This is a genomic window from Pseudonocardia adelaidensis, from assembly GCF_039543345.1.
GTDB classification, from domain to species: domain Bacteria; phylum Actinomycetota; class Actinomycetes; order Mycobacteriales; family Pseudonocardiaceae; genus Pseudonocardia; species Pseudonocardia adelaidensis.
In genome coordinates this window covers 294,927-309,123 of sequence record NZ_BAABJO010000004.1, presented here as the reverse complement: position 1 = coordinate 309,123, position 14,197 = coordinate 294,927, and the positions used below count along the sequence as shown (strand labels likewise).

Sequence of the window (14,197 nt, the reverse complement as noted above, 5' to 3'; positions counted from 1 at the left end):
TCCAGGTGGGTAGTGCGGTGCAGGCGTCCAGCATCCTGTTCGTCGCGGTGCCGGCGGCCGTCCTCGGCGCCGCGAGCTTCGGCCTGGCCAGCGTCCTGCAGCACCGCGCGACGAAGCTGGTCGCGCCGAGCCGCACGCTCGACCCGCGGCTGCTGGTGCGGCTCGCCCGTCGCCCGGTGTGGGTGCTCAGCATCGGGACCGTCATCGCCGGGCTGGCGCTGCAGGTGGTCGCGCTCGCCTTCGGGCCGATCGTGCTGGTCCAGCCGCTCCTGGTGACGGGGGTGCTCTTCGGGGCCGTGTTCTCGGCGCTGCTGGCGCACCGGCGGGTCGACCGGATGATCGTGCTGGGCGCCCTCGCGTGCGTCGCGGGGCTCGCCGCGTTCCTGCTGCTCGCCCGGCCCGGCGGGGGCACCGGCACGATCGAGGCCGGAGCGGACGTGCTGCCGCTCGCACTCGCACTGGGCCTGCTCGTGCTGGTGGCCCTCGTGGTCGCGGGCCGGTTCGACGGCCCACCCCGGGTGTTGGCGCTCGCGACCGCCACCGGCGTCCTGTACGGGGTCACGGCCGGCCTGATCAAGGTCGTCACCGCCCAGATCCGCACCGGCGGAATCGCCGAGCCGTTCCACCACCCGGTGCTCTACGTCGTCTGCGTCGTCGGGCCGATCGGGTTCCTGCTGAGCCAGAACACGTTCCAGCAAGGCGCGCTGGTCGCGCCCGCGCTCGCCGTGATCACGGTCGTGGACCCGGTGGTCGGCGTCGCGGTCGGGGTCGGCTGGCTGGGTGAGCAGGTCGCCACCACGCCCCCGGTGCTCGCGGGCGAGGCCGTCGCCGTGGCGGTGGCCATCGCCGGGATCGTCGTTCTCGCCCACCGCGGCACGCGGTTGCGGCACGAGATCGAACAGCAGGCGTACACACCGCCGCCCACCTGGGGCTGAAGCAGGCGATCCCGATCACCACCCGACGGTTACGGCACCCGGCGGATTCGCGGACGCCCCGATCGGGCAGCCTTGAGCCCGAGCGGAACTCCGGCAAGGGGCGAGAGCATTGGGCAGCACATCGGTGACCGAGCGACCGACCGGGCCGCCGGTCGAGCGGGAGCGGCCGTCCGGTTCGGTGGGCCGGCACCCGCGAGACCTGGTGATGCTGCTCGTCGCGGTGAGCGTCGTCGTCCTCTGTTCGTTGGCGCAGCGGGCCGGGGCGGTCAACCCCGTCGAGCTGGCGATCTTCGAGCAGTTCCAGCAGATCCCGGCGGCGTCGACGCCGGTGTGGCGGGCGCTCGCACTGGCGGGGAGCTGGGGCGGCATCGCCGTGGTCTCCGCGTCGGTGCTCTACCTCAAGCGGATCCGGCTCGGCCTGCAGTGCGCGGGGGCCGGGCTGGCCGGCCTGGGGGCTGCCGCGCTGATGGACCGGCTCCTCGGCGGGCGAGGCGTCCCCGCGGAGCTGATCGCGGCCACCGGCGTCCGGCTGCCCGGCCCCGAGGGTTTCGCGTTCCCGGGGCTGCATGCCACGGTCGTCGCCGCGATGGTGGCGCTGCTCGCCCCCTACCTGCGCAAGCCGGACTACCGCGGTGCGGCGTGGGCGGTCGCGGCGCTGACGGCCTGCGCGGACGTCTACCTCGGCCACAGCCTGCCGCTGGACGCGTTCGCCGGGTCGTTCCTCGGGTGGGCCGTCGGTGCGGCGTTCCACCTGCTGTGGGGTGCCCCGGGCCGGCGGACGTCCGAATCGTTGGTGCGGCGCGCGCTCCTCCGTGCCGGGCTGACCCCGACGAGGATCGTCCCGATCCGCGAGCGGCTGGGGGCGCCGCGCGAGTTCGAGGTGACCACCGACGCTGGCGACCTGCTCCGCGTCGAGGTGATCGGGCGCCTGCACCGGCGCGGCCGTGCGTGGTACCGCCTCCGCAGGCTGCTCGCCTCGGTCGAGGTCGAGGACGAACCGCGGCTGTCCACCCCCTACCACGAGGCCGAGCACGAGGCGCTCGTCACGCTGTTCGCGCAGAACGCGGGGCTGCGCACGCCACCGATCGTGCTCACGTGCGAGACGCGGCACGGCGCCCCGCTGCTGGTCCGCCGCCGCATCGAGGGCCTCCGGTTGACGCAGCTGCCGCGCGAGGAGATCGACGACCGGTTGCTGGACGCCGTCTGGCGCCAGGTCGCCGCACTCGGCGACGCCCGCATCGCCCATCACGACCTGCGCGCGAAGAACATCCTCGTCGACACGGACGGCAATCCGTGGCTGCTCAACTTCACCTTCGGCATCGTCGGCGCCACGGCCGCGCGCGCCGCGGAGGACATCGCCGAGGCGCTGGTCTCGATCGCATCGCGGGTCGGCGTCGAGCGCGCGGTGCGCAGCGCATGCCGGGTGCTGCCCGCCGACCGGCTCGAGGCCGCGCTGGTCTACCTGCAGCCGCTCGCGCTGCCGCGGCGGATCCGGAAACAGCTGAGCCGGGGGCGCTACCCGCTGATCGACCTCCGCGAGACCCTCGCGGAGCAGATCGGTCGGCCCCTGCCCACGTTCCGCTCACCGCTGCGGCCGGGCACCGTGGTCGGGCTCCTCCTGCTCGGCGCGGCCGTGTACACGCTGCTGCCGCAGCTGTCCAGCATGCGGGAGGTGGCCGACTCGCTGCGGAACGCCCACTGGGGGTGGCTCGCCGCGGCCACCGTCACCGGGTTCGGCGCCATCGTGCTGGCGAGCGTGTCCATCCTGGGGTCGAGCCCGACGCGGCTGCCGTTCTGGCGGACCACCGCGGTGCAGTTCGCCGCCGCGTTCACGGGGCGTACGACGCCCGGCGGCATCGGGTTCTTCGGGATCAACGTCGCGTTCATGGAACGCCTCGGCATCCGCAGGTCGAGCGCGCTCGGCGTGACGATGCTGAACATGGTCGCGACGAGCGTCGTCGGCGCGATCTGGAGCGTGATCGGGGTCTTCGCGATCGGGGCCGGCGTGCTCCCCGGCGCGCACGTCCTGCCCGGGCGGTCGTTGCTGGTGGGCGGGGTGTGCGTGCTCGCCGCGGCCGTCGCCGTGCTCGCCTCGCCGTTCGGGCGCCGCAGGATCGTCGGGCCCGGGCTGCGCGTGGCCCGTGAGCTGCTGGGCGTGCTGCGCCAACCGCGCCGGGCCGTCGAGCTGTTCGGGGGTGTCACCGCCTACCTCGTGGTCTCCGGGCTCGGGCTGGCCGCCAGCCTCGTCGCGTTCGGCGCGAGCGTGCCGGTCCTGACGGCGATCACCGTGTTCGTGATCGGGCAGACGCTCGGGCACATCGCCCCCATCCCCGGCGGCCTGGGGCCCACGGAGGCGCTGATGGTGGCGGGTCTCACCGCCATGGGCACCGCGCCGACCGTCGCCGTGGCCGCGGTGCTCGCCAGCAGGCTGCTGACCTACTGGCTCCCCGCGGTCACGGGCGTGGCCGTGTTCCGGTACCTGCAGCACCACGAGGTCGTCTGAGCGCTCACCCGAACCGCCCCGCCATCCGGTGGAACACCGCGGGCGCCACCCCCTGCACTCGGGCGGCGAGCGAGAGCCACGCCGGCACGAAGACCTCGGCCCGGTCGCGTTCGACCGCCCGCAGCACCCGCCGGGCCACCGCGTCGGGCGGGACCATCCGGGGGAACCGCCGGTCGTAGCGCCGTCCCCGGCGGTCGAAGAAGGGGGTGTCGACGGCGCCGGGGAACACGGTCGTCACCCCGATCCGGTCGCCCGCGACGTCGTGACGGAGCGCCGCGGCGAACGCGCGCAGCCCCGCCTTGCTCGCGGAGTACGCCGCCTCGCCGCCCACCCCGACGGTCGCGATCGAGGAGACGAACGCGAGGTGCCCGCTACCGCGGCGGCGCATCCCCGGCACCGCGGCGCGGGCCAGCTGCATCGGCACGACCAGGTCGAGCGTGACGAGCGCGGCCAGCTCGTCCGGCGGCATCGCGCCGAGGTCGCCCGCCCAGCCGCGGCCGGCCGCGTTGACCACGAGGTCCGCCTCGGCCGCCGCGGCCGCCGCCGTGGCGAGGCCCGCGTCGGTGGTGAGGTCGGCGACCACGGGTTCGGCCCCGCCGCGCCGCGCGACGGCGTCGAGCCCGGCGGCGTCGCGGCCCAGGATCGTGACCCGGGCTCCGGCCCCGGTCAGCGCCGTGGCGATCGCCGCCCCGATGCCCGACGATCCGCCGGTGACCAGTGCGTCACGCCCGTGTAGTCGCATCGCTCAGCTCCATGTCGACGGCCGGGGGCCGCGGGGGATGCAGGTCGGCGAAGGCGGCGCGGACCTGCTCGGCCACCCGCTCGGGGTCGCCGGACAGGCCCGCGTCGCCGGTGACGCCGACGCCGATCGTGTCGCCCCACGGCAGGAAGCCGACGGCGAGCCCGACGCCGTCGGTGAGCGGCACCACCGGGTACGCGGCCGCCACCGGCAGGCCCGCCACCCGCGGCACCCGGCGGAACCCCGGCAGCACGGTGGCGATCACGGAGCAGTAGCGGCCGCCGTACACGAGCGGGACCAGCCGGGTGAGCAGCGGTGCGGGCAGCGCACCCAGCGCCGCGACGACCGCGGCGGCCGCGTCGGGCTGTCCCGCCCGCTGCAGGCGGTCGAGCGCGGCCGCGACCTCGGTGATCCGGCGGGCCCGCGGCATCGGCCCGACCGGAAGGTCGAGGAGCATCGCCCCCGTGCGGTTGCCCGGCAGGCCGGGCCGGCGCACGGCCGCGGCGGTGCGCGGCACCAGCGTCCGCACGTGTCCGCGAGTCGGGTCGATCCGGTGCAGGGCCTCGGCGAGCACCGCGAGCAGCAACGCCGTCGTGCCCACCCCCCGTTCCCTGGCCGCGGCGCGCACCTCCGCGGCCGGGAGCCGCACGAACGCGACGCGCCGGTCCGCGGTGCTCGCCCCGCCCCTGGCGGCCCGGGGGACCCGACCGGTCCGGGCCAGGCTGAGCAGCCCGCGGGCCAGCCGCCGGACGCCGACCGACCGGCCGTCGGGTGCCCGCGCCGCGGACCCGGGGACGGCGCGGTCGGTGAGCAGCCCCATCAGCGTCGCGGTGACGGCCAGCCCGTCGCCGAGCGCGTGGTGCAGCGTCGCCAGTACCGCCGTCCGCTCCCCGTCGGACAGGACGGTGAGCCGCCAGGGCGGCCGGTCGGCCGGGAGCGGCGCCGCGAAGGTCTCCTGCAGGGCCGCCGTCCACTCGCGCGGGGCGACGGTGCGGGAGGTGACGTGCCGCGCGGGTTCGACGTCGTCCACCGGCGACCAGCGCGGCCACCGCCCGGGCCGGCGTTCCAGCCGCCTGCGCAGCATCGGCAGGGCGGGCGCCCGCCGCGCGACGAGCGCGGTCAGCCCGGCGGCGACCCGGTCGGCGGGTGGCGCGGGCCCGTCGACCATCAGGGCCACCCCGAGCTGCTGCGGAACGGTCGACGGGGTGGCGACGAACAGGGCGTCCGCGGGGCGCAGCCTGCGGGGCAGGCCGGCGTGGCGGGGCAGCTCCGGAAGGGCGTCCAGCTCGGCCTCCAGGTCCAGCCCGGCGATGTGGTCGCGGGCCCGCCCCTCCGCGGCCGCGAGCCGGGCGGGATCGAGGAGCGATGCGACGGCCGTGGTCAGCTCCGCGGGCCCGGGGCAGAGGATCGCGAGCCCCGCCCGGGCCATCAGCGCGGCGTTGGCCCTGCCGTGCCCGGCGATCGGCTCGAACAGCAGCACGGGACGGCCGCACGCCACCGCCTCGAGCGCGGTGGCGCCGCCCGCGTTCGTGGCGACGACGTCGGCGGCCGCGGTGAGCTCGGGCATCGCGTCCGTCCAGCCCATCGGCACCAGTCGGCGGCCGCATTCGGCGTGCCTCCCGAGCCGGGACCGCAGCGCCTCGTTGCGCCCGCAGGCCACCACCACGTGCACGCGCGGGCCGGCCGCCAGCGCCGCGTCCACCGCGCGCTCCACCGACCCGAACCCGTACGAGCCGCACGAGATCAGCACCACGAGCCGGTCCTCGGGGAACCCGCAGCGCCTGCGGGCGCCCTCCCGGTCCTCGGCGGGCCGGAACGCGGGGACGACGGGCGGGGCGCCGACGGCGCCGCGGGCCTCCGGCCGCGCGACGTGCAGCGCCCGCAGGCTCGCCGGGCTCGCCACGTAGTGCAGGTCGATCTCGGGGTACACCCAGAACGGGTGCGGGGCGAAGTCCGAGATGATCGCCGCGGTCGGTACGTCCGGTGCCCGGCCGCGGCGGCGCAGGTGGTCCAGGCCGCCGGTGCCCAGCGGGTAGGTCGAGACGATCAGGTCGGGGCGGAACTCCGCGACGACCGGCGCGAGCCGCCGCCCGCTCCAGGCCCCGACCACCCGGCACGAGGCGGCGGCGAACCACCGGTGCCGCCACAGCGCGTCGTAGAAGAAGTCGTACAGCCACGGCGTGCGTTCGACGTTGGTGCGGTAGATCCAGCGGAACGCCGGCCCCACCGGACCTCCCATGAGGGCGAGGGTGTCCACCCGCCGGATCTCGCAGCCCGGCCAGCGCCTGCGGGCGTGGTCCTCGACGGCCCGCGCCGTGGCGTTGTGGCCCTCGCCGATGTCGGCGCTGACCACGAGCAGCCTGCGCGGCAGGCTCATGTCACGTCTCTCCTCGGTGCGCGGGACTCGATGTCCCACTCACTACCCTCGACAGCGGCGCCGAGTCCCTTCCCCGGAATGACAATCCGGACCGGTCAAGTTTGTTCCGAACGGGCAAGCCGCGGGCCGCCGAACGCCGCAGGCTGGCGCTGTGTCCTTGATTGACACCGTGGCGATCGCCAGCGTGTCGTTGATGTCTGCCCGGGCCGACACCCTGGCCGACCGCAGGCGGGCCGAGAACTTCCCGGTCGCCCTGCGGGCGTTGCCCCGGGCACTGCGCGCCGATCTGGTCGCGGTCTACGACGTCGCTCGCGTGATCGACGACCTCGGCGACGAGGCGAGCGGCGACCGCGCGGCGCTGTTGCAGGCCTTCCGGACCGATCTGGCCCAGGTGTGGACGACCGGCGCGCCGAAGGCGGACGTCCTGCGTGCGCTCGTGCCGACGGTGCGCCGCCGCGGCCTCGACCCGGAACCGTTCGACCGGCTCGTGCAGGCGAACCTGCTCGACCAGCGGGTGACCCGCTACCGGGCGTTCCCGGACCTGCTGGCCTACTGCGAGCTGTCGGCCGAACCGGTCGGGCGGATCGTGCTCGGCGTCTTCGGCGTCCGCGATCCGGACCTCGAGCGGCTCTCCGACCGGGTCTGCACCGCCCTGCAGCTGATCGAGCACTGGCAGGACGTCGCCGAGGACCGCCGGGCCGGCCGGGTGTACCTGCCGCAGGAGGACCTGGCCGCGCACGGCGTGGCCGAGGCCGAGCTCGACGCCCCCGCCGCGTCGCCCGCCGTCCGCGGGCTGATGGCCTTCGAGATCGACCGGGCCGCGGAGCTGCTCGACTCCGGTGCGCCCCTGGTCGGGCGCCTGACCGGTTGGGCGCGCCTCGCCGTCGCGGGCTACGTCGCCGGTGGCCGGGCCGCCCTCGACGGACTGCGCCGCACCGGAGGGGACGTGCTGGCGGCCCGGGCCCGCACCCGCCGTCGCGACGTCGCCCGGCACGCGGCCCGCCTCATCGCGTCGAGGGGGGCGCGATGACGGTCGACGTGCAGGACGCCTACCGGATCTGCGAGACGATCACCCGCACCGAGGCGCGCAACTTCTCCTACGGCATCCGGCTGCTGCACCCGGACCGGCGGGCCGCGCTGTCCGCGGTGTACGCGCTGGCCCGGCGCATCGACGACATCGGCGACGGCGACCTTCCCCGCGACGCCAAGGTCGCCGCCCTCGCCGACGTGCGCCGCTCGCTCGCCGACCCGGGCGCGTCGCCGGACCCGGTGCTGGTCGCCGTGGCCGACGCCGCGCGCAGGCTGCCGATCCCGATGGGCGCGTTCGAGGAGCTGGTCGACGGCGTCGAGATGGACGTGAACGGGCGGCGCTACGAGACCTTCGACGAGCTGGTCGGCTACTGCCGGTGCGTGGCCGGGTCGGTGGGGCGGCTGTGCCTCGGGGTGTTCGAGCACCGCCCGGATCCGAATGCCCCCGGGTACGCCGACGCGCTGGGCATCGCACTGCAGCAGACGAACATCCTGCGCGACATCCGCGAGGACCTCGGGAACAAGCGGGTCTACCTCCCGCGCGCGGACCTCGAGCGGTTCGGCGTCGAGCTCGCCCTCGACGCGCACGGCGACCTCGTCGACGCGGACGGCGGGCTGGCCGCGCTCGTCCGGTTCGCCGCCCAGCGGGCCCGTGGCTGGTACGCCGACGGCCTGCGGCTGCTGCCGTCGCTCGGCGGACGGAGCGCCGCCTGCTGCGCGGCGATGTCGGGGATCTACCGCAGTCTGAACGACCGGATCGAGGCGCATCCCGAGCTCGTCCGCGACCGCAGGCTGTCGCTGTCCGGCCGGGAGAAGGCCGCCGTCGCGGTGCGGGCGCTGGTGGGGTCGGCCCTTCACCGCCGTCCCGCGGGCGGTGCTCCGTCGTGACGGCGGGGCGGGTGGCCGTCGTGGGCGGCGGGCTGGCGGGCATCACGGCGGCGCTGGACTGCGCGGAAGCCGGGTGCGCCGTGACCCTGTTCGAGGCCCGGCCGCGGCTGGGCGGGCTGACGCACTCGTTCCGCCGCGGGCGGCTCGAGGTGGACAACGGCCAGCACGTCTTCCTGCGCTGCTGCACCGCCTACCGGGCGCTGCTGGAGCGGCTCGGGACGGCCGACCGGGCCGTGCTGCAACCGCGCCTGGCCGTCCCCGTGCGCATCCCCGGCGAGCCGCGCACGGCGCTGCTGCGCCGCGGTGACCTCCCCGCACCGCTGCACCTGGCCGGCACGCTGGCGCGGTACCGGCCGCTGCGGTGGACCGAGCGGGCGCGCGCCGCCGTCGCCGCGATGGCCCTGCGGCGGGTGGACCCCGCCGACCCGCGCACCGACGAGCGGAGCTTCGGGGCGTGGCTGCGCGAGCACGGGCAGGGCGAGCGCGCCGTGGCCGCGCTGTGGGACCTGATCGGGGTCGCCACGCTGAACGCGCGGGCGGACGACGCCGGCCTCGCCGGGGCCGCGACCGTGTTCCGGCGCGGCCTGCTCGAGGACCGGGCGGCCGGCGACGTCGGCTGGTCGACGGTGCCGCTGGGGGCGCTGCACGGCGAACCCGCGCTGGCCCGCCTCGCCGCCGCAGGCGCGGACGTCCGCACCGGGGCCGCGGTCCGCGCCGTGGAGCGCGCGGGCGACGCGTGGCACGTGCGGACCGACGGGGCGGAGGTCGCCTGCGACGCCGTGGTGCTCGCCGTCCCGCCCGTGGTGGCGGAGCGGCTGCTGCCCCCCGGCGCGCTCGACGCGGCCCCGGGTTGGGCCGCGCGGCTGGGCACGAGCCCGATCGTGAACGTGCACGTCGTGCTCGACCGGCGGGTGCTCGACGAGCCGTTCGTCGCCGGTGTCGGCACGCCGCTGCAGTGGGTCTTCGACCGGACCGGCCAGTCCGGGCTCGACGACGGCCAGTACCTCGCAGCCTCGATCTCCGCCGCCGACGGCCTCGTGGACATGCCGACACCGGCGCTGCGCGAGCGGCTGCTGCCCGAGCTCGCCGCGCTGCTCCCGGCGACGCGGGCCGCGCGCGTCGTCGACTTCTTCGTCACCCGGGAGCGGCACGCGACGTTCCGGCAACGACCCGGATCGGAGCGGCTGCGCCCGGGGACCGCGACCCGCGCGCCGCGGCTGTTCCTCGCCGGCGCGTGGACCGCGACGGGATGGCCCGCAACGATGGAGGGAGCCGTGCGCAGTGGCACCGCTGCGGCCGCCGCCGTGCTGGGGAGCACGGCAGCACCGCGCGTTCCGGCGGGGGAACGCGAGGTGGCGGCATGAGCACCGATCTGAGCGCCGACCCGCTGGCGATACTGGCCCGGGCCAGGGACGAGGTCACGCCCGCGCTGCGGGAGGCGGTCGCCCGGCTGGACGACACGACCCGCACGATCAGCGGTTACCACCTGGGCTGGACCGACGCGGCCGGCGTCCCGACGCCCGGTGGCGCGCGCGGCAAGGCGGTCCGTCCGGCACTGGCGTTGCTGTCCGCGCTCGCCGCCGGGCACGACGCGCGGGCCGGGCTGCCCGGCGCGGTCGCCGTCGAGCTGGTGCACAACTTCTCCCTGGTCCACGACGACCTCATGGACGGCGACACCGAGCGCAGGCACCGGGCGACGGCCTGGACCGTCTGGGGCTCCGCGAACGCCATCCTCACCGGGGACGCCCTGCTCGCGCTGGCCACCGAGGTGCTGCTCGAGTCGCGGTCACCGCACGCGGGCGCGGCCGCGTCCCTGCTCGCGGCCACGACCCGCGACCTCATCCGCGGGCAGGCCCTCGACCTCGCGTTCGAGCGGCGCCCCGCGGTGTCGCTCGCCGAGTGCCGGGAGATGGCCGCGGGCAAGACCGGCGCGCTGCTCGCGACCAGCGCCGCGATCGGGGCGCTGCTCACGGGCGGGCCGGGCGATCTGGTCGACGCGCTCGCGGAATTCGGCGCCGAGCTCGGGCTGGCGTTCCAGCTGATCGACGACCTGCTGGGGATCTGGGGCGACCCGGCGACCACCGGCAAGCCGGTGTGGTCGGACCTGCGCTCCCGGAAGAAGACCCTGCCCGTCACGTACGCGGCGAGCCGCCGGGACGGGACGGGCCGGGCGGTGGCGCGCTGGCTGCGCGGCACCGAGGCCCTCGACGAGGCGGGCCTGCGGCGGGTCGCCGATCTCATCGAGGCCGCGGGCGGCCGCGCGTGGGCGGCCGAGGAGGCCTCGCGGCGGCTCGCCGCCGCCGAGCACGCGCTCGACCGGGTCCCGATCCCCGGCGCGCCGCGCGCCGACCTGCTCGAGCTGGCCCGGTTCATCGTCACGAGGACGGCCTGATGACCGGCACCCTTCCCGCACCCACCCGCATCGCCGCCGACGCGCTCGACGCCGCGGTCACGCACCTGCGCGCCCTCCAGCACCCGGAGGGCTGGTGGAAGGGCGAGCTCGCCACCAACGTGACGATGGACGCCGAGGACCTGCTGCTGCGCGAGTTCCTCGGCGTGCGCGGCGACCAGGAGACGGCGGAGGCGGCCCGGTGGATCCGGTCCCAGCAGCGGGACGACGGCACCTGGGCGATCTACCACGGCGGGCCGGGCGACCTGTCGACGACGGTGGAGGCCTGGGTCGCGCTCCGGCTGGCAGGCGACCCGCCCGACGCGCCGCACATGGCCGCCGCCGCCGGGTTCGTCCGCTCGGCGGGCGGCGTGGAGCGGTCGCGGGTGTTCACCCGGATCTGGCTCGCGCTCTTCGGTCTCTGGTCGTGGGACGAGCTGCCCGACCTGCCGCCGGAGCTGATATTCCTGCCGCCCTGGTTCCCGCTCAACGTCCACGACTGGGCCTGCTGGGCCCGGCAGACGCTCGTGCCGCTGACCGTCGTCGCCACGCTGCGGCCGGCCCGGCCGCTGCCGTTCGGGATCGACGACCTGCGGACCGGGGCGCAGCCGCCGCGCCCGCGCCCGATCTGGACCTGGCCCGGGCTCTTCCAGCGCCTCGACCGCGTGCTGCACGCCTACTCCCGCCGTCCGCTGCGGCCGTTGCGCCGGGCGGCGATGCGCCAGGCCGCCGAGTGGATCCTCGCCCGGCAGGAGGCCGACGGGTCGTGGGGCGGCATCCAGCCGCCGTGGGTGTACTCGCTGCTCGCGCTGCACCTGCTCGGCTACCCGATGGACCACCCGGCGGTGGCCGCGGGACTGCGCGGGCTGGACGGCTTCATCGTCCGGGAGCGCACGGCCGATGGCTGGGTGCGCAGGCTGGAGGCGTGCCAGTCCCCGGTGTGGGACACCGCGCTGGCGCTCATCGCGCTGCTGGACGCCGGCGTCCCCGCCGCCGACCCGGCCGTGCGGCGGGGGGCGCAGTGGCTGCTCGGTGAGGAGATCCGGGTGCGCGGCGACTGGGCCGTGCGCAGGCCCGGACTCGCCCCCGGCGGCTGGGCGTTCGAGTTCGCGAACGACGGCTACCCGGACATCGACGACACCGCCGAGATCGTGCTCGCCCTGCGCCGGGTGCCCGAGCCGGACGGAACCGCTGCCGTCGGGCGCGGCGTGGCGTGGATGCTCGGCATGCAGAGCCGGGACGGCGGCTGGGGCGCGTTCGACGCCGACAACACCCGCGGGCTGTGCGAGAAGGTGCCGTTCTCCGACTTCGGCGCCGTCATCGACCCGCCGTCCGCCGACGTCACCGCGCACGTCGTCGAGGCGCTCGCCGCGCAGGGCCGGGCGGACGACCCGGAGTGCCGGCGCGGGGTGGCCTGGCTGCTCGCGGCGCAGGAGCGGGACGGCTCCTGGTTCGGGCGGTGGGGCACCAACCACGTCTACGGCACCGGCGCCGTGGTGCCGGCGCTGGTCGCCGCGGGGATCGCTCCCGGGGCGGGGTCGATCCGGCGGGCGGTCGACTGGCTCGAGCGGCACCAGAACCCGGACGGCGGGTGGGGCGAGGACCAGCGCTCCTACCGCGACCCGGCATGGATCGGCCGCGGCGCCTCGACCGCGTCGCAGACCGCCTGGGCGCTGCTCGCGCTGCTGGCCGCGGGGGAGCGGAGCACCGCGGTCGAGCGCGGCGTCGGATGGCTCTGCGCCACCCAGCGCGCGGACGGGACCTGGGACGAGCCGCACTACACGGGGACCGGCTTCCCCGGTGACTTCGCGATCAACTACGAGCTCTACCGCCTGGTGTTCCCCGTCACCGCGCTCGGCCGCTACGTGCGGGGCGCGCGATGAGACCGGTGCTGTGCACGCCACTGCGGGTCGAGCGGGCCGCCCTGCGCGGCACCCGGGTCCCGGTGCGGCGCACCGGGATGGGACCGCGGCGGGCGGACGCGGCCGCCGCGTCGTTCCGGCCGGGCACGCCGGTGCTCGTGGCCGGGCTGGCCCGCGGTGAGACGCCCGGGATGCGCGCGGGCGACGTCGTGGTCGCCACCGAGGTCCGCGGGCCCGGCCGGGAGCCGCTCCCGGTCCCGTCCGCTCCGCTCCTCGCCGCCGCCCTGCGCCGGCTCGGGCTCACCGTGCACCTCGGACCGGTCCGGTCCGCTCCCCGGCTGGTGGGCGGGCCGGCGACCGGCGGAGCGCTCGCGGCGGACATGGAGTCCGCGTGGCTCGCCGTCGGGGGCCCGTTCGCCGTGGTCCGCGTGGTCGTCGACAGCGCGGAGCACCCGCTGGCGCGCCCCGGCACGCCCGTTCGTGGGCTGCGCGCGCTGCGGGCGTTGCGCGCCTGCGCACCGGCCCTCGAGGAGTGGGCGGCCGCGGTCGGGCCCCGGGAGGTGCTGCTCGCGTCGCCCCGGTCGTTCTGCGCCGGGGTGGAACGCGCCATCCAGACGGTCGAGCGCGCCCTGGAGTGGCACGGGCCGCCGGTGTACGTGCGCCGCCAGATCGTGCACAACGCCCACGTCGTCCGCGACCTGGCGGCCAGGGGCGCGGTGTTCGTGGAGGAGGTCGACGAGGTCCCGCCCGGAGCGCGGCTCGTGCTCGCCGCGCACGGAGTCGCACCGGGGGTGCGCCGGGACGCCGCCGCCCGCGGCCTCACCGTGGTCGACGCCACCTGCCCGCTCGTCGCGAAGGTGCACGCGGAGGTCCGCAGGCAGGCCACGCGCGACCACACCGTGTTCCTCATCGGCCACCCCGAGCACGAGGAGGTCGAGGGCACGCGCGGCGAGGCGCCGGACCACGTGCTCGTCGTCCCCGACGTCGACACCGCGCGGCGGGTCCGGCCGCGCGATCCGCAGCGGGTGTCCTACGCGATGCAGACCACCCTCGCCGTGGACGAGGCGGGCGAGATCGCCGACGTCCTGCGGGCCCGGTTCCCGGCGCTCACCGGCCCGCGCACCGACGACATCTGCTACGCGACCACGAACCGGCAGCAGGCGGTGCGCGGGATCGCGGGTGACGCGGACCTGGTGCTGGTGGTCGGTTCGGCGAACTCGTCGAACTCGCGCCGTCTCGTCGAGGTCGCCGAACGGGCGGGCACGCCCGCCCACCTGGTGGACGACCCCGGCCAGATCGACCTGCGCTGGCTCGCAGGCGCCCGGCGGGTGGGCGTGACCGCGGGCGCCTCGGCCCCGCCGCACCTCGTGGGGCGGGTCGTGACGGCGCTGTCGGGACTGGGCCCGGTCACCGCGCGCGAGTCGGAGGCGGTCGCGGAGGACATCTCCTTCGCGCTGCCCCGGGAGGAGGACTGA

General features: G+C 76.7%; 10 protein-coding genes. 8 read left to right on the top strand and 2 right to left on the bottom strand.

What is annotated here, in order from left to right:
- Nucleotides 1–17 precede the first annotated feature (17 nt).
- Both ABEA81_RS07150 and ABEA81_RS07145 read left to right on the top strand, forming a co-directional pair.
- Nucleotides 18–935, top strand: coding sequence for a DMT family transporter (locus ABEA81_RS07150; RefSeq protein WP_345604025.1), 918 nt, complete (start codon nucleotides 18–20; stop codon nucleotides 933–935).
- 124 nt (nucleotides 936–1,059) lie between these two features.
- The gene (locus ABEA81_RS07145) at nucleotides 1,060–3,438 is read left to right on the top strand and encodes a lysylphosphatidylglycerol synthase domain-containing protein (RefSeq protein WP_345604024.1); all 2,379 of its coding nucleotides are present in this window, start codon (nucleotides 1,060–1,062) and stop codon (nucleotides 3,436–3,438) included.
- A 4-nt stretch (nucleotides 3,439–3,442) separates the two neighbouring features.
- Here the strand turns inward: ABEA81_RS07145 and ABEA81_RS07140 are convergent, their stop codons facing one another.
- Both ABEA81_RS07140 and ABEA81_RS07135 read right to left on the bottom strand, forming a co-directional pair.
- Nucleotides 3,443–4,180, bottom strand: a complete 738-nt coding sequence (locus ABEA81_RS07140) for an SDR family NAD(P)-dependent oxidoreductase (RefSeq protein WP_345604023.1) — start codon at nucleotides 4,178–4,180, stop codon at nucleotides 3,443–3,445.
- Nucleotides 4,161–6,554 (bottom strand): MGDG synthase family glycosyltransferase, encoded by a 2,394-nt coding sequence (locus ABEA81_RS07135; protein WP_345604022.1) that lies wholly within the window; start codon nucleotides 6,552–6,554, stop codon nucleotides 4,161–4,163. Before ABEA81_RS07135 ends, ABEA81_RS07140 begins: the two co-directional genes overlap by 20 nt.
- Before the next feature lie 193 nt (nucleotides 6,555–6,747).
- Here ABEA81_RS07135 and hpnC point away from each other — a divergent pair, with 193 nt between their 5' ends.
- The 6 genes from hpnC to ispH are packed head-to-tail and all read left to right on the top strand — an operon-like array spanning nucleotide 6,748 to nucleotide 14,197.
- Complete coding sequence (gene hpnC, locus ABEA81_RS07130; RefSeq protein ID WP_345604020.1) at nucleotides 6,748–7,584, top strand: squalene synthase HpnC; 837 nt, start codon at nucleotides 6,748–6,750, stop codon at nucleotides 7,582–7,584.
- Nucleotides 7,581–8,471 (top strand): presqualene diphosphate synthase HpnD, encoded by an 891-nt coding sequence (hpnD, locus tag ABEA81_RS07125; protein ID WP_345604019.1) that lies wholly within the window; start codon nucleotides 7,581–7,583, stop codon nucleotides 8,469–8,471. The genes hpnC and hpnD overlap by 4 nt, the downstream gene beginning before the upstream one ends.
- A complete protein-coding gene (hpnE, locus tag ABEA81_RS07120) occupies nucleotides 8,468–9,835 on the top strand; it encodes a hydroxysqualene dehydroxylase HpnE (RefSeq protein WP_345604017.1) in 1,368 nt (455 codons plus the stop codon). The genes hpnD and hpnE overlap by 4 nt, the downstream gene beginning before the upstream one ends.
- Nucleotides 9,832–10,863 carry a polyprenyl synthetase family protein gene (locus ABEA81_RS07115; RefSeq protein ID WP_345604016.1) on the top strand — a complete coding sequence of 344 codons (1,032 nt, stop codon included), beginning with the start codon at nucleotides 9,832–9,834 and terminating at the stop codon, nucleotides 10,861–10,863. The genes hpnE and ABEA81_RS07115 overlap by 4 nt, the downstream gene beginning before the upstream one ends.
- Entirely contained in the window at nucleotides 10,863–12,743 is a 1,881-nt protein-coding gene (shc, locus tag ABEA81_RS07110) for a squalene--hopene cyclase (protein WP_345604014.1), read from the top strand. Before ABEA81_RS07115 ends, shc begins: the two co-directional genes overlap by 1 nt.
- A complete protein-coding gene (gene ispH / locus ABEA81_RS07105; RefSeq protein ID WP_345604013.1) occupies nucleotides 12,740–14,197 on the top strand; it encodes a 4-hydroxy-3-methylbut-2-enyl diphosphate reductase in 1,458 nt (485 codons plus the stop codon). The genes shc and ispH overlap by 4 nt, the downstream gene beginning before the upstream one ends.